Raw genomic sequence first — 18953 nt, 5'->3', positions numbered from 1 at the left:
GTCAGTTCCAGGGATCCCAGAGGTCGTGGTCGACGATGGCCGGCGACGGTACGAGTTCGACCGGACGGTTACCGTATCCGGCGGGAAGGACGCCCCGCAGCAGGGCCAGCAGCTCCCTGTGGGTGAGGTCCGTCGTGGTGGCCCGCCACAGGACGCGCCCGCCGCTCAGCCGTACGACCGGCCGCTCCCCCTCCAGGGTCAGCTCCAGCCGGAGCACACCGTCCCCCGGGTGCTCCGGCAGCGCCGAGGCGAAGGCGGCGCGTACCGCGTCGAGCCCGCCCTCGCGGACCGCGGCCTCGGCCCGTTCCCTGTCGGCCAGTTCGGCGACCGCGGCCAGGACCGACTCCAACGGCGGCACCTGGGCCGGAGCCAGCGGGACCAGTTCCGCGCATTCGAGCGACCGTTCGTGCCGCGCCTCGGCGTGCCGATGGTCGTAGACGGAGTGGTGGGCGTACAGCGCGTCCCCCTCGACCCGGTACACCGTCACGTACAGCTCGTCCTCCAGCGAGAACATCCGGGTGTCGTACACCCGGTGCACCGCTCCCGAGGAGTCCAGCGCGTAGTAGGTGCGCACTCCCCCGCCGCCCGGGTCGACGGGCTCACCGCCGAAGACCTCGCGGAGGCCGGGTGGACCGGCACCCCACGGCTCCACCGGCCCGGCGACCAGCGTCCGCCCGTCCCGCGTTCGCCAGCCCCGGGCGAGCCCCGCCCGCCCACCGGCGGAACGATCGACCATGACGACACCTCCAGGTGAGCGGTGCGATCAGCTCGCCTTGAGCTGTTCGGCGCCACCGACCTTGTAGGTGTGGTCTCCGAAGTCGGCCACCAGATCGAGACGTCCGCCCAGCGCCTCGACATAACGGGCAATGGCCTCGACAGTGAAGACCTTGCCCTGCTCGATCTGGGAGACCCGGCCCTTGGTCACCCCCATCCGCTCAGCGAGCTGGGCCTGCGTGAGACCAGTCTGCTTACGGATCTCCGCAAGTTGGTAGGCGTCGACACGGGCGGTGACAGCACGATGCCTGCGTTCGGCCTCTTCGGCCCCTCCGACACGTTCCACGTAGGCATCCGGATCCCACCTGCTGTAACTGCTCATGGCCTGTCCTCTTCCGCGCGTTCCTTCACGTAGATCTCGTAACGATCTTCCGCTAGCGGGATCGCCGTGCGATACCACCTTCGCCAGTTTCCAGCCTTATCACCGGCTACGAGCAGGATGACCGATCGCCAGGGGTCGAACACAAAAAGGATACGAACCTCGCTGCGCCCCGAGGAACCGGGACGCAGTTCTTTCATGTTGGGCACCCGAGAGGATTCGATCTTACCGACCAGCGGTCGTTTGAGAGCAGGGCCTGTACGGCTCAACGCATAGATCGCGTCATCGATGAGTTCGAAGGTCTCCGGATCCGTCAGGCGCAGACCGTTGATCCAGTCCCGAACCTCATTGACGTGATAGACCTGCCAGTGACCATCCACGTCAGAAGGATAGCGATTCCTATACTTCATGTTCGCCGAACAGAGCACCCCGACAGCGGTTCCACCGCTTCAGGCGTGGGGCACGACGAGTCCCGACTCGTAGGCGTAGACGATGGCCTGGGCGCGGTCGCGCAGGCCGAGTTTGGCCAGCAGCCGGGCGACGTGCGTCTTGACGGTGTGCTCGGTGACGACCAGCTCCCCGGCGATCTCGGCGTTGGACAGACCTCTCGCGATCAGCCGCAGCACCTCCAGCTCGCGGGGGGTGAGGTCGGCGGGAGGGTGCGAGCGGGATCGCTGCCGGGCGAACTCGGCGATCAGCCGCCTGGTCACCTGGGGAGCGAGCAACGCGTCGCCCCGCGCGATCACCCGGACCGACTCCACCAGATCCATCGCCCTGACATCCTTGAGCAGGAACCCGCTCGCCCCCGCGGAGAGCGCGTCGTACACGTAGTCGTCCAGGTCGAAAGTGGTGATCATGAGGGCGCGGGTGGGCAGGTCGGCGACGATCCGGCGGACCGCCTCGATGCCGTTCAGCTCCGGCATCCTGATGTCCATCAGCGCCACGTCGGGCCGGAACTCCCTGGCCAGCCGTACCGCCTCGGCCCCGTCGGCGGCGGTGCCCACGACGGTCACGTCCGGCTGGGCGTTCAGCACCGCGGCGAAACCGTGCCTGACGCTCCTCTGGTCGTCGGCGACCAGGACACTGATCACGCCGCCGCCTCCACCTGCGTCAGCGGAAGGCCCGCCTCGATGAGGAAACCCCCCTCGGGCGCCGTACCGGTGTTGAGCCAGCCGCCCAGCATGACCACCCGTTCCCGCATCCCGATCAGGCCGTGGCCGCCCGCGTTCGGGGAAGGTCCGGGGCCGTCGTCGCTCACCCTGATGGCCAGCGTGTCCTGCAGGTAGGCGAGCTCGATGCGCACGTTCGCGTCCGGCGCGTGGGAGCGGGCGTTGGTCAGCGCCTCCTGCAGGATTCGGTACGCCGACAGGTCGACGGCCGTGGGCAGCGGGACGGCATCGCCGATGACATCGAGATCGACCGTCCCCCCTGCCTTGCGGTGCTCTTCCAGCAGTTCGGGTACGCGTGCCAGGCCCGGTTGCGGCGAGGTGCCGCCCGCCCCGCCGTCGGTGCGCAGCACGCCGAGCAGCCGCCGCATCTCCACCAGCGTCTCGCGGGCGGTGGTCGCGATCTGCTCGAAGCCCTCGCGCGCCGGCTCGCCGAGATCCTTGATCGTGTACGGGGCGGTCTCGGCCTCCACCGCGATCCTGGAGATGGAGTGCGCCACGATGTCGTGCATCTCCCGCGCGATCCTGGCCCGCTCGGCCATGGCGGCCTGCTCGCGCTGCGCGGCGATCATCTGCTCCATGCTCTCCTGGCGGACCTCCTTGACCTCGCCACGGGCGCGGGCGAGGTCGGCCAGGAGCGCGACACCGCCGACACAGAACGCGATCATGGGCACCGCGGTAAGGGCGAGTTCGAATCTGCCTCTCCAGAGCAGCAGCATGCCCAGTATGAACAGCCCGGCCAGGATAGTCCCGGTCACCCCCCAGGCCTGCGCCCGCGGCAGCGGCCTGAACAGGGTGTAGAGGGCGAGGGCGGCGGACGTGGCGATCGCGAGGTTGGACAGGGGATGGATCCCGCTGAGGAGCAGCCCGACACCGCCGACAGCCGTCGCGACCAGCGCCGCGGGCGGGTTCACCCGGCGGAAGGCCAGCGGCAGGGTCGCCAGCAGCAGGAACGGCACCGGCACGTCGTAACCGTTCCAGGCCGACCCGACGGCCCAGAGCGCGAGACCGATCGCGACGGCCGCATCGAGGACGGAGACCGGGCCGATCTTTCTTTCCAGTAGCAGGTCGCTCGAAGTCATGCCCAGAATTGTGCGGGCAGCCGAGGAGCGCCCGCGTCACTCGAAGGATTGACATTCACCCGCGCAGCGACGCGCCGTTCCCCGGCACATGCCTAAGGGGGCGGCGACCCGGGCGTACGGAATGGATGAGGCGGATATGGATCTACAGCCCTTCGCGATGACGCACGCGGCCACGGTCGCGAGCTGGCCCACCTCGTCGCGGGAGGTCGCGATGTGGTGCGGACGGCAGGAGTTCCCGCTGCCGGCGCGGGTCGTCGCCGACTGGCAGCGGGGGGAGGACGTACGGACCCACCTGCTCGTCGAGGGCAGCGACCCGCTCGGCTACGGGGAACTGTGGCTCGACGCCGAGGAGGACGAGGTCGAACTGGCCCACCTCATCGTGGCCCCGGCCGCCCGCGGCAGGGGAATCGGGCGGGAACTGGTGCGCGGGCTGACCGCGCTGGCCTGGGAGGCGGGCCGCGCGAACGTCTTCATGCGCGTGCACCCGGACAACGACCGAGCGCTGCGCTGCTACCGGGGAGCCGGTTACCTGCCGGTCGACGCCCACCTGGCCGCGGAGTGGAACACCGCCCAGCCGGTCGACTACACCTGGCTACAGCACAGGTGAGGGAGTCAGCTCCGCATCGCCGCCCCGAGTGAACGAAGTTCCGCGTCGACACCGTGCATGGTCGGCCTCCAGCCGAGTCCTTGTTCGGCGGCAGCGCTGGACAAGCGCTGGGAGTACGTCAGGGCCTCTGCGAACGGCCCCATGACGGCGAGGGCGGTCTGCAGGGGCAGTGAGGCGACGGCGCCGCCGGCGCCAAGTGCGGAACTCGCCCGCATGGCGAAGTCCCTGAAGGACAAGGATTCACCGTTGGCCGCCAGATACAGGGCGCCGGCCGGCGCTGCCTGCAACGCGCGGGCACACAACGTCGCCAGGTCCTCGACATGTACGAAGGCCAGCAGGTTGTCGCCGGCACCGACGTAGTGCGTCCGCCCGGAGGTTTTGACCTCGGCGAGAAGAGATCCCGCGATGAAGCCGTCGGTACGCCCGTACACCATGGGGGCACGCACGACCACCGACCGGACACCGCTGTGGGAGGAGCGGCGGATCTCGGCTTCGAGGTCGGAACGCCAGCGAAGAAAAGCCGGGGGGTTGTCAGGTGTGTCGACGTCGACCTCGACATCCGGACCGGTATCACCCGTACCCAGTGAGCCCGTCACATAGATGAACGCCTTTCCGCTGCCGGTCAGCCGGGCAAGCACCGCCCGAACGGCAGCGATGTCCATGTCCCGGAACGCATCGGAATCGGGTGCCAGCCAGGCGAAGACCACCGCATCGGCCTCTCCGGCCCTGTCGACCCACTGCGAGAGGTCCCCGACCTCACCTCGATGCGCTTTCACGCCCTTCCGGCGAAGGGCTTCCGCCGCTTCAGCCGATCTGGCGAGCCCGACAACCTGATGTTCCTGCTCGATGAGCTTGTCAGCGATCGCACCGCCGACATATCCGCTGGCACCGACAATGAAAACTTCCACACAGACCTCTCACGTCAGAAGGTGAAACCCGGCGAATCCCAGGATCGGGCAGGCTACCGCCGCATCCCGGGCACACCGAGCGGCTGAGAACCGCCATACGCGAAGCTAGACCTTGACGTTGACGTCAACGCAAGCCGGTGCGTCGCTCCAGCTCATCCGCGTGGGCGGTCAAACCCGACATTCGCCCGTACCCTCCCGCGGCAGGCGGCCTGGCTAGGCCGTCCGAGCCGTCATGGTGCGCCAGCCGAAGGTGGCGGTGCCGAGCAGGGTGAGAACCACACCGGCTACGGCGATGCTCCAGTCCTTCCACACAGGCGCCAACGCGACGAAGTGCACCCCGACCACGAACGCCACCCAGGCCACGTTGGTCTGCTCAGGACGTTCCCAGGCGGCGAGCACCCGGAGTCTGCCGAAGAGCAGGATCGCCTCGGCGGCGACGACGATCAGGTAGCCGCGGCCGAACATGTTCCGCTGCCGATCGGGGCGAACCCGTTGCTGTCCAGGATCGACCCCCGGCACGGGCCGCGGTTGTCGGCGTTGTCGTGCGACCTCGTGTGGGCGACGACATGGATGGCCGACGCGAACGAGGTGATCGGCCCGTTGCTCGGGCTGCCCGAGTTACCGGTAGTGGACTGGCCGGACTCGGAGGAGAAGGGCCCGCTGCACTGGAAGACCCGCGGCCTGGTCGACTGGGCGGCCGGACGCTCCTTCGTCTGGGTCGACGACGAGATCACCGACCCCGATCGTGCCTGGGTGTCCGCACACCATCACGGGCAGGCGCTCCTTCATCGCATTGATCCTCGCCGTGGCCTCACGCACACCGACTTCGTCGTCATCGCCGACTGGTTGGCACGGCTGTAGCCGATCCGGTCGCTGACTCGACCGGTTCGTTTCGCCGCCGCGGTAGATGGAGCCGTACAGGTTGGACACGACGTGAGGAACCCGTCATCACCGAGGCGGGGTGAGCTGAACGTGACCGACCCCCTTGGTGAGTTCCCTGGCAGGATGAATGAGAACTATCGTGACCAGCATGGAAAATCCCCCTCAGCGTAGGGACTCCCAGATGTCGCACCTGCGCGCCTCGGACAGTAACAGGGAGCAGGTCAGCACCCTGCTCGGTGAAGCCCTGAGCACCGGCCAGCTGAGCCACGAGGAGTACTCCGAGCGCCTGGACAGGCTCTACCAGGCCAAGACCGTGGGAGAGCTCGAAGTCCTCACCAATGACCTGCAGGTCGAGCGGCAGCGTCCGGCCGCGAACCCGGTGTCCTACCTGCCGGGGGCGAACTCCGAACCCGAGAACATCATCGCCATCTTCGGCGGTTCCGAGCGCAAGGGCCGCTGGCGGGTGCGGCGGCGGACCAGAGCGCTGGCCGTCTTCGGCGGCCTGCGGTTCGACCTGACCGACGCAGAGTTCGAGGCGAAAGAGGTCGAGATCACGGTTAACGCGATCTTCGGTGGGGCCGAGATCATCGTGCCCGAGGGGACGGAGGTGCGCTGCCATGGCGTCGGCATCTTCGGCGGTTTCGACGTGCACGGCAGCTCGGACGTCGACCCGTCGGCGCCGGTGGTCGTGGTGAGGGGCCTGGCGTTGTTCGGCGGAGTGGGCGGTAAGACCCGACGCCGGCGCGAGCGCTGAGCGACACGCCCGGGGCGCTCCGAAGGCGCCAGGACGTGATCACGTCCTGGGGCACCGCGATCGTCCGGCACATTTGCCGACACCGGCGTTCGCGGCCAGTCCGAGATCGTCTACCGGCGTCCACGGGCATCAGGCGGAGAGAGACCACGGTGCCCCACTTCACCGCCGTCACGCCGGTTTCATCGGTCGGCCTCCTCGAACTCGTCGGCGCTGTCCGCTCGGGCCGGTAGGAGCAAGGCGGTGACGACCACGACCACGGACAGCACCGCGCCGATGACGAAGGCCAGCCGCATGCCGTCCAGGTTGGCGAGCACCTCCGTGGCTCCCGCGGATCTCAGCGCCTCGGCTCGCGCGCTCATCACGGTGATCACGAGCGCGGTGCCGACGGCCGCGGAGACCTGTTGCAGCGTGCTCAGGATCGAGCTGGCGTGGGAGTAGAGCGGCGGTGGGACCGCTCCGAGCCCGAGGGTGAACACCGGGGTGAAGGTCGCGGCCAGGCTCACCATCAGCAGCGCGTGCAGACCGAGAAGCTGCCAGAACGGCATGGTCATCGTGACCTGGGTGAAGCCGGTGAGCGCGAGCGTGATCCCGATCGCGCCGGGGATGACCAGAACCCGGCCACCGAACCGGTCGAACAGGCGGCCGACGGTCGGACCGAGCAGCCCCATCGCGAGGCTGCCCGGCATCACGAGGAGTCCGGTCTGCAGGGGGCTGAGCTCGCGGACGTTCTGCAGGTACAGCGGCAGCAGGATCATCGAGCCGAGCATCGCCATGAAGGCCACCGACATCAGGATCAGCGCGACCGTATAGGTGCGGTGGCGCAGGGTACGCAGGTCCAGCAGCGGTACGCCGCGCTTCTGCAGCGCCAGCTGGCGGACGACGAAGACGGCGATGGCCACCAGGCCGACCGCCACGATCGCGACGGCGACGCGGACGTCACCACCCTCGAACCAGCTGAGCCCGTAGACCAGACCGCCGAAGCCGACGGCGGCGGTCACCACGCTCAACCAGTCGATGGTGCTGAACCGGGGCTCTCCGACGTTCTTGAGCTGCTTCAGGCCGCGCCATGTGATCACGGCGGCGATGGGGAGCACCACGGCGAACAGCAGCCGCCAGGACCCGAACTGGAGGATCACCCCCGAGACCGTCGGGCCCATGGCGGGCGCGACCGAGATGGCCAGGGAGACGTTGCCCATCACCCGGCCCCGGTCCGTCTCGGGCACCACCTGCATCAGCGTGGTCATCAGCAGCGGCATCATCACAGCCGTCCCGGACGCCTGGATGATGCGGGCGCCCAGCAGCACCTCGAACGACGGCGCGACGGCGGCCAACGCCGTGCCGAGCAGGAACAGGCCCATCGCGGTGGTGTACGCGCTGCGGGTGGACACCCGCTGCAGGAACCATCCGGTGATCGGGATGACGGCGGCCATGGTCAGCATGAAGGCGGTCGAGAGCCACTGTGCGGTCTGCTCGGTGATGTGCAGCGCCTCCATCAGCCGCGGGATCGCGTTGATCATGATCGTCTCGTTGAGGATGACCACGAACGTGGCGAGCACCAGCAGCCGGATCACGGCCGGGGTGCGACCTGAGACGGCGGTCGCGGGCTTGGCTGGTGAGTCGAGCTGTGGGCTGAGCACGGCACCTCGATCGGGGTTGTCGGACACGACGCGGTCATGGCTGGGCCGGCGCCCCGGCCTTGGGTCTCGCGAGAAGTCGTGGTTATGCAAAGACTGACGGACGCCACCGACAAAACTCATCGCCCGTCCCCAGCATTGCGGCAGGCGATGCGAGATGTCACCCGATTTTCACCGGCGGACGACGACCTCCAGATCGCCGGAAGGAGCCCTCGTATCGCTCCATGACCTGGGCGAACACCTCAGAGGACTGGGCCACCCCAGTGGCAGGCACCACGAACCGGGAAGGGCCGTCGCCCGCACCCGCGGTCGAACAACCTGATGATCCTCTGTAGTGGGGAACGGCCATCGACCGGCCAGGCCGACGGCCTCCTCACGGGTACCGGCGTGTGCCCGAGGGGCGACCGGAACCGTTCGTCCTCCTCGGTAGGGCACGGCCGGGTGGACCGTCACGGTCGCCGGCGCGTCTGCTCCTGTGAAGCCAGGTCCTGCTTCGGCGTCTCCGGGCGTTCGATGCGGGTGGGGTTGCCGCGTACGAGCTCGTCGTGGACGCGGCGGCGGGCGGTGGTGACGGCGCGCCCTGCCGTCTCGTCGCCGTCCTCGATGCGCTGTCGCAGCAACCGCATGGCGATGCGGCGGTTGAGGCTGAACCGCCGCTCGGTGTCGACCACGACGACGATCCCCGAGGGCCGGTGCGTCGCCCGTACCGCCGTGCTGGCCTTGTTCCGATGTTGACCGCCGGGGCCGCCGGTGCGGCAGGCGACGATGTCGACGTCCGCCTCCGCGAACGTCGTGCGCGGAATGTCGACCTGGCACGGTTGGGCGATGACGTACCAGTTCTTCCGGCCTGTGCCGGCCCGGTAGGGGCTGGGGGCCTGCCAGCACAGGGTTCCGGTCCACGAGGCGGCGAACGCCTCGGCACCGGCTCCCGATATCCGGATCAGGACCGATCGGTAGGTGCCGGGCCGGTCACCGGGAACGGTCTGGGCCCGATGGGTCTCCAGGTCCTGCCGGGTGGCGTCGGCTTCCAGGCGGCGCAGCAGCCGGGCCAGCGCCCAGGCGCACTCCTGCGGGCCACGCCCGGCCGACAGGAGCAGGTGGACGCTCACCGCGCGCCTCGCTCGCGGCGCCGGTCCCGCCGGGGCGTGGACCCGAGATCGGGCGTCTTGTAGGTGACCAGAGGGACCGTGGTGGCCACGGGCGTGGCCAGGTCATGGTCGACGAGGTCGGCGATCACCTGCTCGATGCGCTTGTAGGCCGTCGGCGCCTCCTCGAAGAGCAGTTGGCGGTCTCCGCACACCACCAGCGACCCCACCGGTGTGCGGCGCAGCTCCTCGACCGTGTGCTTGGCCCGGCCCCGGCGCAGGGCGTCCGCACGCGACATCTTGCGGCCCGCGCCGTGCGCGACGGAATGGCCGGCGTCCGGCCCGGCGTGGGCGGCCACGAGGTAGGAGGGGGTGCCTCGCGTACCGGCGATGAGCACGTCGCGGCCGTCACCCGGCGCCGCCCCCTTGCGGTGCAGGTAGACCCCGTCGCGCACCTCGACCAGGTTGTGGCACTGGTCGACGAGCGGCTCGGCGGGCTCGGCCCCCAGGGCATGGGCGACCCGGGCGGCCATCAACCGCCGGTTGAGCGATCCCCAGCGTACGGCGTCGTCGTGCATCGCCAGGTAGGCGCCGGGGTCGGGGGCGGGGCCCGCGCCGCAGGCCGCGGTGTGCGCCCGCAGGATCCGTTCGCCCAGCCCCCGGGAACCACTGTGGACGATGAGAACCAGGTCGCCGTCGGCGAGTCCGAGACGGCTCGCGTGGCCCGGATCGAAGACGGTCCCGATCCGCGCCAGCTCGACGAAATGATTGCCCCGGCCGACCGTCCCGAGGCCCTCGACGTGACCGGCGGGGATGTCGCCCTTCACCACGGCCCAGGCCGGGTCGTCGGCATCCTGCTCGGGATCCAGCGCGCGATCGAGGTCGGGGAAGCGGGCGGCGAGCTTCTCGGGTACGGCGCGCTTGAGCTTCATGGGGAACACGGCGATGCCGCAACCGATGTCGGAGCCCACCAGGAACGGGTACAGCACGGTCGACGCCATGGCGGCACCGATCGGGGCGCCCTTGCCGGGGTGCAGGTCCGGCATGGCGGCGACGTGCACCATACCGTCGAGGGCGGCCACCTGGTGGCACTGCGCGAGGGCGTCGGACTCGATCCAGCTCGCGGGGGAGGCGAACACGGTGACGGTGGCCGGACCCGTGGCCGTGGTGGACGGCGGCGGGGACTCCTGCCGGGAGTGTTGCTGAGACAAAAGGCTCTCTTCCCTAAAAGGGGTATGGGGTGACAGCGTTGCGGGGCGCGTCGGCGCCGTGGCATCTCGGAGTGGCGGGGTGCTGTCCGTCAGAGCGTCATGGACACCACGTTCCCCGAGCCCACCACGCGAGGCAAGCGATTTTCGGCCGTACCGGGCTGTACGCCTACACTCACCGCCATCTCATGAAGACGGTCCACGGCTTCGAGCCATCAGGCGTCACCGGCCGTGGCGCGGAACGTCGTACTCGATGAGTACGGACACGGCGACACGCCCTGACCGACAATCCCCGGCCATGCTCGTGCCGGCGCCGTGGATGCCCGTCATGGCCGGGTCGGCGATGAAGCCGGCCATGCGACGTCGTCGATCGCGAGCCACGGCGCGACGGCCACGGCCGTGAGTGTGAGCCCGGCGAACGCCTTGACCTCGCGGTGGAGATGCGACTGGTCGACGTAGCCGGTCCGGGTGGCGACGCCGGCCGCGGCGTGACCCGCCGCGAGAAGGTGGGCGGCGTGGTCGAAGCGCACGAGTCGGGCCCCGCGTTTGGGGGTGATGCCGAGCTGGGACCGGAAGCGGGACCACAGGCGCTTGCGGCTCCAGCCGACCTCGTCCGCCAGGCCGTCGATCCGCACTCGCCCCCGGCCGGCGAGTGTCCGCCGCCAGGTGTGGGCGACCTCCGGGTCGACCGGCGGGCGGTCGCCCAGCCGGCGGTTGAGGATTTCGACCGCGATCGTGAACCGTTCGTCCCACGACGCGGCGGCGCGCAGCCTGTCCTCGGCTCGCCCGGCGTCACGGCCCCAGACATCCTTGAGGGATACCACCGTCCCACTGAGCTCGGCCGATGTGCCGAGCATCGCACCCGCCACGACCGGCTCCAGCCGGATCTGGAGGCACTCGCCGGCCCCGCAGCCGGCTGCCCGAAGATCGCCGGGAAGGAGCCCGACGACGACACTGCCGCGCTCGCGCCGGCCATGGACGTCGTAAACGATGCCTTCTCCCTCGCTCAGGTCGACGATCAGGGTGACGGACGGGTGCGCGACCATGGCGATGTCCATGAGTCCGGGGGCACGATGGCGGAACCCGGCCATGGTGACCCCCGGCAGCCGACCTGACGGGCGCGGGACTGCGACGTCCACCGCCGCCCAGGGGAATGGCGTCCCGGTCGACAACACGTGACCAGCCTAGGTCTCAGGGATCATGGGCGGGCTGTCAGCGGCCGTTGTCGTGAAGCCCAGCAGCAGTTCGCCGGTCGTCTCGGGCGCTTCCAACATGGGTAGGTGCCCGACGCCGGGCAGCAGCTCGACCCGCGCGTTCGGCACCGCGTCGTACTGGTGCGCCGACGACGGCTCCCAGCGGGGGTCGGCAGCGCCGAAGATCACCAGCACGGGAACCCGGAGGGCGGCGAGACGCTCGGGCACGCCCCGCTCGGCGATGTACGCGGTGTTCCGGCGCAGCACCGTCCTCATCACGCGGTAGGTGATCCCCCGCACCTCGGCGACCACATCGTCCGGGACGTCCACCGGGCGAGCGGCCGTCGCGCTGATCCCCCTGCGGATCATCGCATCCGAACGCCTCGACCACAGGAGCGGGCCCAAAGGCGGGGCCAACAGGACCCGAAGGATGAACGGCTGCCGAAGGAGCGCATCAGGACTCGGGCCGCTGCTGATCAGTACGAGCGAACCCACCAGGTCGGGACGTTGTTCGGCAAGCGCGGTGGCGACGTAGCCGCCGCTGGAGTGCCCGACCACGGCGACGTGACGAAGGCCGAGCCCGTCGAGCAGCGCCGCCACCCGGCCCGCCTGCGCGGGCACGTCGTACGACGGCGCGGGCGGAGACTGGCCGCAGCCCGGCAGGTCGACCCGGATGACGTGATGACGGTCGGCCAGTGCCGGGACCATCGGGCTCCAGGTGCCGCTCGAGGCACCCGATCCGTGGATGAGCAACAGCGGCCGCGCCTGCCGAGGGCCGTCGTGGACCACGTGCATCCCATGCGAACGCTCAACGTCGTACTCACTCATGCGGAGAATATGCACGGGCGGTCGACTATCGGTCTTGGACAAATGTTCCCGCGCCATCACGAACCCGGGAGAATCGGTAGTCTGCGGCAATGTCATTCGATCATCGATCTATTGGCGCGACAGCGCTGATGGTGGCCGCCTCGCTCACCACAGCCGCCCCCTCGGCCGCGCGGGCGCACGAAGCGCCCACGACCACGGCGGATCGCGTCTTACGGGTCTACAACAACAACATCGAGAATCTGGTCAGGAACAACGCCGACGGCTCGTGCACCCGGGTCTCGGGTCCGGACCACCTCACGTCGATGCTGGTCGACGACAACGGCAAAACCGGCACCTCAGACGTGCAGGCACCCGACCTCCTGATCGTGCAACAGGTACGTGGCACCGGACAGGCCACGGCGTACGCCGATCAACTCTCGGCCAAGTTCGGCTATCCGGCGGGCACCTACAAGGCGATCGTGGCCTGGGACGACCCCGAGGTGTGGGGCGGCACGCACAAGTGCAGCCAGCAATCGCTCGGCGACCTGAAGAAGAAGCAGACCAACGGGATCCTCTACAACACCAGAACGCTGAGCCTCGCGGCGGGCGACATCTCGAAATACTGGAGCGCGGGCTGGCTGAAGCCCGGAACGTCCTACCGCGACGGGGCCGGGTGCACGCTGTACAAGCCGCCGAGCAACGACGCGAGCAGCGCCGACCAACACAAGTGGAAGCGCACCAGCGCCATCGCCGCGAAGTTCACCATCAAGGCGACCGGAACACCGGTGTTCGCCGCGACCATGCACCTCCCGGAACAGAACGGGGCGAACGCCTGCGCGGGTGCGGGCTCCGCGGGCATCGCGAAATCCGGCATCCATATCGGCGCGGACGCCACGAGCCTGATGAACGCATCAACGATCCGCGTGATCGGGATCGACGCCAATCGCACGGGCATCGCCCCGACAACGCTCGGCGGCTTCGGCATGACCGGTTACGGAACGAAGGCGACCTCCGGCTCCAGAAAGATCGACTACCTGTTCGTCAAGGGCACCGTGCAACCGTCGAGCATCGGCCACACGGTAGGCAGCACGAAGTCGAACCATCTCGCGCTGTACGGATTCGTGAAGTTCTGAATGGGTGAACCCGCAGGTCCTCCTGCAGGTGACCGCCGCCCCATACTCGGGCAAGGCGGCGATTGGACACGTACGTGCGCACCTCGTGCCGAGTTCGAAGCCGAAGGGCACGACACCGAGCCGGGCGCGGCGGCGCAGCACGCCCCGCGGTATATGCCGGGCATTCTGTGGAAGCGGCAGCCGGCGCCGCGGCCGCGCGACGCCGGAGCCGGTGGTACGGGACGGGGATATCTTCTTCACCATGAGTGCCCAGCACGCATGGTCTGAACGCTTCCCCGCAAGGCATCCGGTGACCAAAAGTTCTGATCACCCGGCGGTCGGTCCACTCGGCGATCTGTATCCCCCGGCTACCGAAGCAGAGGTCCGCCGGCTTGAAGAGCGGCTGGGTGTGGAGCTGCCACCGAGTTACCGGCGGTTTCTCCTGTTCGCCAACGGGTGGGGCAGCGACGACGACTGCTGTCTGCTGCGTGTCGAGGAAGTCGGCTGGCTCCGTGATGTCGATCCCTCGATCGCCGAGAGCTGGTCGGCACCCAAGCAGGAGAACTCATGGAGCGTGCCCGACGAGCTCTACTTCGTCTACGGACAGGAGCAGGACTCCATCCATTACAGAGGGGAGTATGTGCCCGACACCCTTCTGATCGGGTACTGGGATGACGGAGTGGCTCTCCTTAATCCCCACGTCCGCACCGCCGAAGGTGAGTGGGAAGCCTGGTATCTCGCGCCATGGCTGGCCGGCGCCAACCGTTACAGGTCCTTCTGGGACCTCGCAATGGACGAGCTGAGAATGCGATACGCGCGTTGATGTCCCTTTCGTCGTTGCGGTGTGACCTACGTTCCGCGTAACTCGTACTTGCTGGAGCCAAAGTAACCCTTGATCGGTTGTGACCGATCAAGGGTTACGCGGAAAGGTCCGGTGCCTGGGTGCCGAATTCGACACCAACCTCGAATCCGGTACCCAGCAGTGCGCCGACCACTATTCGGTCATCACCCAGAAAGAGTTCTCGTCGCCGACTCTGAGTTCGGCATAGAAGCATTGCCCTGGTCCTGGTTTTCCTTTGCTCTGATCGCACGGATTGAGAAGTCCCAGCCGGTACCCGCAGCCCCTCCAATGTATTCTTGAATGGATACTCATCGCAGTTCAGATCCTTGAACCCGACCTGGGCGATATATTTTTCCCACTGTGGGTCACTCGCGCCGAATGCGAGGCTGTCGCAACGGAAGTGAGGCATCCATCGTGTCAGGTCTCATGATCGGGTGATGGGCTGGGCGGTGGCGTGGTTGTGGCCGAACGGCAGCGCTCAGTGCCAGGAGGCGCTGAGCGATACCTGGTCCCTCGCACCGAGTTCGGGGTACGGGCGCGCCGACCTTACAGGGTGCCCTGTCGGTCCCAGGAACCCTCGATAATCTTCGGATGCCGCGATTACTCGTGATGCTCCTGATGTTGACTCTGCTCGTCAGCGGCGGCCACCTCCTCGTCGGACGGCTCACCTTCGATGACCACGCCGCCCGCGCCGTCTGGACCTGGCGGGCCAGCGGCGCGGCGGAGATCTGGCGCAACGGCTTCGTCCCGACGGAGGACCTGAGCAAGATGCCGCACGACGTGGAGCAGCGGATCTCCAGTGACGAGGAGTACGGCTTCGCCGTGGCCGGCCCGCTCCCCCCGACCCCGGACGAGGCGCGGATCCGCTGGGACGACGGTTCCACCACGCAGGTCCCCGTGATCAGCGCACGCCAGGCGCTGATCGCACTGTCCCCCTACGAGGAGGAGGCCTCCAGCCAGGACGATCGGGCGTACAAGATGACCGCCGCCACCTTCACGACCATGCGCCTGCGGACCCTGCGCGGCATGGCCACCGTCCCGGCGTGGCGGCTGTACTTCTCCAACCTGCCCGGCCCGATCGACCACGTCGCGGTCGACCGGGCCACGCTCGGCACCGTCGAAGACGCCATCGGTGACCACCTGTCCCCCGACGTCAGAGGCTTCGAGGTGCTCGACGAGCGCACGCTGCGGGTGAGCTACGACTACGGCGTCTGTCTCGGCCGAAAGATGCCGACCGTCCACCTGCGGGCCGACGAGCGGCCCGACGTCGTGGTCCTCGGAATCGAGGTCCACGAGCGCATCGGCAACGGCCTGTGCATGGGCGTCGGCGCATCCGGCAAGAGCACCGTCCGGCTCGGGGAACCGCTGGGCGACCGGGTGGTACTGGATGCGAAAAGTCGACTTCCCATCTGCCTCCATTGGTCGGCCCCCTGCCGCATCGGGTGACCTACGGGCGCAACCGGGCCACCGCCCAATCCATCACTCGATCAACTGATCGGACTTAGGACCTACTCGTTTAGGGGGAGGAACCCGTCCTGCGCGTCCGTGTAGAGCTCCGCCGCGCAGATCTCCCCGGTCTCCAACCGAAACACGCCCAAGGCTCGCGCTGCTCCTCGGGTACGTCGTCCGACGCCTCAAGCCGGATGCTCACGCGATCGGTGTCCGCGGAGACACGGCAGCAGTTCGTGACCGCTCCGAACCAGCCGCCGCCCGGGAAGTCGCCTATTCGTCCCTTTATCAGAACATCGAGATGTGCACGTGGTCGATGTGGTTGGCGGTGTTGCCGCCTCGGTTGGACATCATCTTCCAGCCGGCGCCGGTGCGGACGTCGTAGTACTTCTGCTGCCAGATGATGTACATGACCCCGTACTTGTTGCCGTTGTCGATGGCCCACTGGGCGAGGCGGTTGCCGCGCTCCAGGGCGTCGGGAGTGGGGACGCGGCCACCGGTGCTCATCATGAAGTCGCAGGCCCGGCCGGTGCCGTGGTCGCCCGGGTCGCCGGGGCGGAGGCAGCCGTAACCGTAGGGCATGGGGAAGGTCTGCAGCACGACGTTGCGCATGGTGACCGTGCGGGGGGTCAGGCCGCCGTTGCCCGAGGGGGTCTGGAAGCCGTACTTGGCCAGCAGCCCCTCGATCCTGACCCGCTGGCGCTTGAGGTCGGCGATGTCCTTCTTGAGCGCGACGATCTTCGCGTCGGCGGTCTTCTCCGCGGTCTTGGCCTTCTTGATGAGGTTCTTGACCCGGTTGAGCTGGGTGGCACGGCGGCTGGCCAGGTAGGACATGGTGGCGGCCTGGCTGAGGGCCATGGTGGGGTCGCCCTGGAAGCTCAGCAGGCTGCCGTCGTCCAGGGCACCGCCCATGTAGGCGGTCTGGGCGAAGCGCACGATGTCGGCCTCGGCCGCCGCCAGGGCGCGTTTGAGGCTTTTGGCGTTGACGGTGGCCTTGCTGGCCTGGACCCGGGTCTCCTCCAGGCTCTGCACCTGGCCGCGGTAGTTCTTGTTGATCTCGGCCGCCTCCCGGGTCAGCCTCTTGAGCTCGGCCTCCGGGTTGGGCTTGGCCGCGCGGAGCGGGGCCGCCCCCGCCACGGCCGGCGACAGGAGCAGCACCGCGAGCAGGGCTGCCAGGATCGCCGAGCGAGTCGGTCTCACGCTTCGCTCACCTCCGGCGCCCCCCTCATGGACGGAGCGAAACTATAGAAGACGATCTTGAGGCTCGCCACCGGAACGGAGGAACTCGCGCACCATTGACGAACCATCTGCCCATTTAGGGTGATTTGAGTAAACATTTCCTGACGTGTCACTGGTTTAACCCTGATGAATCCTCGCACAGGGCACCCCACCCCGCCCATCCGGCAGAGACTTCCGTCACCCTTGCCATCGGAGACAGAACATGATTCGGTCTCAAGCAGCGGTGGGGCTTGTGGCGCCCTTCCCCACGGATGACACACTGTCCAAGCAAGCATTCGCTCAAATTGTGACTCTGGCCCGCCACCAGGAGGCAACACATCATGCGCCAGCACGACACGCTCTTCATCGGGGGCGACTGGGTGGCCCCCGCCGGGACCGGCACCATCGACGTCATCTCCCCGCACACCGAGGAGGTGGTCGGCCGGGTCCCCGACGGCACCGCCGCCGACATGGACCGGGCGGTGGCCGCCGCCCGGCAGGCGTTCGACCACGGCCCGTGGCCCCGGATGACGATGCCCGAGCGCGCCGCCGTCCTGTCCAGGCTCGCCGAGCTCTACGCGGCCCGCCAGGGCGAGATGGCCGAGATCATCACGCTGGAGATGGGCTCCCCGATCACCTTCTCCCAGATGGCCCAGGCCCCGCAGCCGCTCGGCATGCTCCAGTACTACGCCGAGCTCGGCAAGACCTTCCCCGTCGAGGAGGAGCGTCCGGGCACGTTCGGCTCCGTGACCGTACGCCGCGAGCCGGTCGGCGTGGTGGCCGCCGTGGTCCCGTGGAACGTCCCGCAGTTCGTCATCATGATCAAGCTGGCCCCCGCCCTCCTCGCGGGCTGCACGATCGTGGTCAAGCCCGCGCCGGAGACCCCGCTCGACGCCTACCCGCTGGCCGAGATGGTCAAGGAGGCCGGTATCCCCGACGGCGTCGTCAACATCGTCGCCGCCGGACGCGAGGCGGGCGAGCACCTGGTCTCCCACCCGGGCGTGGACAAGGTCGCCTTCACCGGCTCCACCGCCGCCGGGCGCCGCATCGCGGCGATCTGCGGCGAGCAGCTCAAGCGCTGCACGCTCGAACTGGGCGGCAAGTCCGCGGCGATCATCCTGGACGACTGCGACCTGTCCGCCGCGATGGGCTTCCTGTCGATCGCCTCGCTGATGAACAACGGCCAGGCCTGCATCGCCCAGACCCGCATCCTGGCCTCGCGCAACCGCTACGACGAGGTCGTGGACGCGGTCTCGGGGATGGTGCGGGGCATGCAGGTCGGCGACCCGTCCGACCCGGCGACCGGTATCGGCCCGCTGGTCGCCAAGCGGCAGCAGGAGCGGGTCGAGGGCTACATCAAGATCGGCCTTGACGAGGGGGCCAAGGCCGTCGTCGGCGGCCTCGATCGCCCCCACGACCGCGGCTGGTACGTGGCCCCGACCGTCTTCGCCGGGGCGACCAACGAGATGCGCATCGCCCGTGAGGAGATCTTCGGCCCGGTCCTGGCGGTGATCCCGTACGAGGACGAGGCCGACGCGATCCGGATCGCCAACGACAGCGACTACGGCCTGGCCGGGACGGTGTGGACCGCCGACACCGAGCACGGCATGGACATCGCCCGCCAGGTGCGCGCCGGCACCTACGGCGTCAACCTCTACATGGTCGAGACCAGCTCGCCCTTCGGCGGTTTCAAGAGCAGCGGCCTCGGCCGCGAACTGGGCCCCGAGGGACTGTCGTCCTTCCTGGAGTACAAGTCGATCGCCCGCCTGGGCTGATCCGGAGCCTTCGGGGGTGCCCGTAAGCCGTACGGGCACCCCCGCCGGACGTACGGCCCAGCACGCCCCCGCGACGCTGGGCGACCGCCTGACCGTCCCACGGCCCGTCGAACGACGGTCCGTGTCCCCGGAGCACTCC

The 18953-nt window shown here is 68.6% G+C and carries 20 protein-coding genes; 7 read left to right on the top strand and 13 right to left on the bottom strand.

Going from position 1 to position 18953, the window contains the following annotated elements; genetic code table 11:
- Window position 1: 1 nt before the first annotated feature.
- From ACFQVD_RS40785 to ACFQVD_RS40765, 5 genes are all read right to left on the bottom strand, one after another.
- A complete protein-coding gene (locus ACFQVD_RS40785; RefSeq protein ID WP_343963015.1) occupies window positions 2-736 on the bottom strand; it encodes a hypothetical protein in 735 nt (244 codons plus the stop codon).
- Between the two features lie 27 nt (window positions 737-763).
- Window positions 764-1096 (bottom strand): helix-turn-helix domain-containing protein, encoded by a 333-nt coding sequence (locus tag ACFQVD_RS40780; RefSeq protein ID WP_343963016.1) that lies wholly within the window; start codon window positions 1094-1096, stop codon window positions 764-766.
- Window positions 1093-1473, bottom strand: a complete 381-nt coding sequence (locus ACFQVD_RS40775) for a type II toxin-antitoxin system RelE/ParE family toxin (protein WP_343963017.1) — start codon at window positions 1471-1473, stop codon at window positions 1093-1095. The genes ACFQVD_RS40780 and ACFQVD_RS40775 overlap by 4 nt, the downstream gene beginning before the upstream one ends.
- A gap of 69 nt (window positions 1474-1542) precedes the next feature.
- Entirely contained in the window at window positions 1543-2184 is a 642-nt protein-coding gene (locus ACFQVD_RS40770; protein WP_343963018.1) for a response regulator transcription factor, read from the bottom strand.
- A complete protein-coding gene (locus ACFQVD_RS40765) occupies window positions 2181-3341 on the bottom strand; it encodes a sensor histidine kinase (protein ID WP_343963019.1) in 1161 nt (386 codons plus the stop codon). Before ACFQVD_RS40765 ends, ACFQVD_RS40770 begins: the two co-directional genes overlap by 4 nt.
- Before the next feature lie 136 nt (window positions 3342-3477).
- Here ACFQVD_RS40765 and ACFQVD_RS40760 point away from each other — a divergent pair, with 136 nt between their 5' ends.
- Window positions 3478-3948 carry a GNAT family N-acetyltransferase gene (locus tag ACFQVD_RS40760; RefSeq protein ID WP_343963020.1) on the top strand — a complete coding sequence of 157 codons (471 nt, stop codon included), beginning with the start codon at window positions 3478-3480 and terminating at the stop codon, window positions 3946-3948.
- A 5-nt stretch (window positions 3949-3953) separates the two neighbouring features.
- On the opposite strand, the gene ACFQVD_RS40755 is transcribed toward ACFQVD_RS40760, so the two are convergent.
- Entirely contained in the window at window positions 3954-4856 is a 903-nt protein-coding gene (locus ACFQVD_RS40755; protein ID WP_343963021.1) for an NAD-dependent epimerase/dehydratase family protein, read from the bottom strand.
- A 213-nt stretch (window positions 4857-5069) separates the two neighbouring features.
- Entirely contained in the window at window positions 5070-5321 is a 252-nt protein-coding gene (locus ACFQVD_RS40750) for a hypothetical protein (RefSeq protein ID WP_343963022.1), read from the bottom strand.
- A gap of 27 nt (window positions 5322-5348) precedes the next feature.
- Between ACFQVD_RS40750 and ACFQVD_RS40745 the strand changes: the two genes are divergently transcribed.
- The gene (locus ACFQVD_RS40745) at window positions 5349-5717 is read left to right on the top strand and encodes a hypothetical protein (RefSeq protein WP_343963023.1); all 369 of its coding nucleotides are present in this window, start codon (window positions 5349-5351) and stop codon (window positions 5715-5717) included.
- A 169-nt stretch (window positions 5718-5886) separates the two neighbouring features.
- Window positions 5887-6492 (top strand): DUF1707 SHOCT-like domain-containing protein, encoded by a 606-nt coding sequence (locus ACFQVD_RS40740; RefSeq protein ID WP_343963025.1) that lies wholly within the window; start codon window positions 5887-5889, stop codon window positions 6490-6492.
- Window positions 6493-6671: 179 nt separating this feature from the next.
- Here ACFQVD_RS40740 and ACFQVD_RS40735 read toward each other — a convergent pair whose 3' ends face one another.
- The 5 genes from ACFQVD_RS40735 to ACFQVD_RS40715 form a co-directional block, all read right to left on the bottom strand.
- Window positions 6672-8156, bottom strand: coding sequence for an MDR family MFS transporter (locus ACFQVD_RS40735; protein ID WP_343963026.1), 1485 nt, complete (start codon window positions 8154-8156; stop codon window positions 6672-6674).
- 419 nt (window positions 8157-8575) lie between these two features.
- On the bottom strand, window positions 8576-9235 hold the full coding sequence (gene prfH, locus ACFQVD_RS40730; protein ID WP_343963028.1) for a peptide chain release factor H: 660 nt from the start codon (window positions 9233-9235) through the stop codon (window positions 8576-8578).
- Window positions 9232-10422: an RNA ligase RtcB family protein gene (locus ACFQVD_RS40725; RefSeq protein WP_343963029.1), complete on the bottom strand. Its 1191-nt coding sequence runs from the start codon at window positions 10420-10422 to the stop codon at window positions 9232-9234. Before ACFQVD_RS40725 ends, prfH begins: the two co-directional genes overlap by 4 nt.
- Before the next feature lie 323 nt (window positions 10423-10745).
- Window positions 10746-11558 carry a helix-turn-helix domain-containing protein gene (locus tag ACFQVD_RS40720; protein ID WP_343963030.1) on the bottom strand — a complete coding sequence of 271 codons (813 nt, stop codon included), beginning with the start codon at window positions 11556-11558 and terminating at the stop codon, window positions 10746-10748.
- Between the two features lie 45 nt (window positions 11559-11603).
- Window positions 11604-12440: an alpha/beta fold hydrolase gene (locus ACFQVD_RS40715; RefSeq protein ID WP_343963032.1), complete on the bottom strand. Its 837-nt coding sequence runs from the start codon at window positions 12438-12440 to the stop codon at window positions 11604-11606.
- Between the two features lie 89 nt (window positions 12441-12529).
- On the opposite strand from ACFQVD_RS40715, the gene ACFQVD_RS40710 reads away from it, so the two are divergent.
- From ACFQVD_RS40710 to ACFQVD_RS40700, 3 genes are all read left to right on the top strand, one after another.
- Window positions 12530-13552 (top strand): hypothetical protein, encoded by a 1023-nt coding sequence (locus ACFQVD_RS40710; protein WP_343963033.1) that lies wholly within the window; start codon window positions 12530-12532, stop codon window positions 13550-13552.
- A 241-nt stretch (window positions 13553-13793) separates the two neighbouring features.
- Window positions 13794-14354, top strand: coding sequence for an SMI1/KNR4 family protein (locus ACFQVD_RS40705; RefSeq protein WP_343963035.1), 561 nt, complete (start codon window positions 13794-13796; stop codon window positions 14352-14354).
- Window positions 14355-14990: 636 nt separating this feature from the next.
- The gene (locus ACFQVD_RS40700; protein WP_343963037.1) at window positions 14991-15818 is read left to right on the top strand and encodes a hypothetical protein; all 828 of its coding nucleotides are present in this window, start codon (window positions 14991-14993) and stop codon (window positions 15816-15818) included.
- A gap of 291 nt (window positions 15819-16109) precedes the next feature.
- Here ACFQVD_RS40700 and ACFQVD_RS40695 read toward each other — a convergent pair whose 3' ends face one another.
- Window positions 16110-17021, bottom strand: coding sequence for a coiled-coil domain-containing protein (locus ACFQVD_RS40695; protein WP_343963038.1), 912 nt, complete (start codon window positions 17019-17021; stop codon window positions 16110-16112).
- 359 nt (window positions 17022-17380) lie between these two features.
- On the opposite strand from ACFQVD_RS40695, the gene ACFQVD_RS40690 reads away from it, so the two are divergent.
- Window positions 17381-18814 (top strand): aldehyde dehydrogenase, encoded by a 1434-nt coding sequence (locus tag ACFQVD_RS40690; protein WP_343963039.1) that lies wholly within the window; start codon window positions 17381-17383, stop codon window positions 18812-18814.
- Window positions 18815-18953 lie beyond the last annotated feature (139 nt).

Origin of the sequence: Streptosporangium amethystogenes subsp. fukuiense, from assembly GCF_042665875.1 — a bacterium.
GTDB lineage: Bacteria > Actinomycetota > Actinomycetes > Streptosporangiales > Streptosporangiaceae > Streptosporangium > Streptosporangium fukuiense.
Note: the sequence above shows the minus strand (reverse complement) of the source record. Positions and strands in the feature narration are given on the sequence as shown.

Coding starts and splice junctions, on each gene's coding strand:
- ACFQVD_RS40760 (WP_343963020.1), top strand. CDS start 3,478: ATGGATCTACAGCCCTTCGCGATGACGCACGCGGCCACGGTCGCGAGC.
- ACFQVD_RS40780 (WP_343963016.1), bottom strand. CDS start 1,096: ATGAGCAGTTACAGCAGGTGGGATCCGGATGCCTACGTGGAACGTGTC.
- ACFQVD_RS40765 (WP_343963019.1), bottom strand. CDS start 3,341: ATGACTTCGAGCGACCTGCTACTGGAAAGAAAGATCGGCCCGGTCTCC.
- ACFQVD_RS40705 (WP_343963035.1), top strand. CDS start 13,794: ATGAGTGCCCAGCACGCATGGTCTGAACGCTTCCCCGCAAGGCATCCG.
- ACFQVD_RS40710 (WP_343963033.1), top strand. CDS start 12,530: ATGTCATTCGATCATCGATCTATTGGCGCGACAGCGCTGATGGTGGCC.
- ACFQVD_RS40715 (WP_343963032.1), bottom strand. CDS start 12,440: ATGAGTGAGTACGACGTTGAGCGTTCGCATGGGATGCACGTGGTCCAC.
- ACFQVD_RS40740 (WP_343963025.1), top strand. CDS start 5,887: ATGGAAAATCCCCCTCAGCGTAGGGACTCCCAGATGTCGCACCTGCGC.
- ACFQVD_RS40785 (WP_343963015.1), bottom strand. CDS start 736: ATGGTCGATCGTTCCGCCGGTGGGCGGGCGGGGCTCGCCCGGGGCTGG.
- ACFQVD_RS40750 (WP_343963022.1), bottom strand. CDS start 5,321: ATGTTCGGCCGCGGCTACCTGATCGTCGTCGCCGCCGAGGCGATCCTG.
- ACFQVD_RS40700 (WP_343963037.1), top strand. CDS start 14,991: ATGTTGACTCTGCTCGTCAGCGGCGGCCACCTCCTCGTCGGACGGCTC.
- ACFQVD_RS40690 (WP_343963039.1), top strand. CDS start 17,381: ATGCGCCAGCACGACACGCTCTTCATCGGGGGCGACTGGGTGGCCCCC.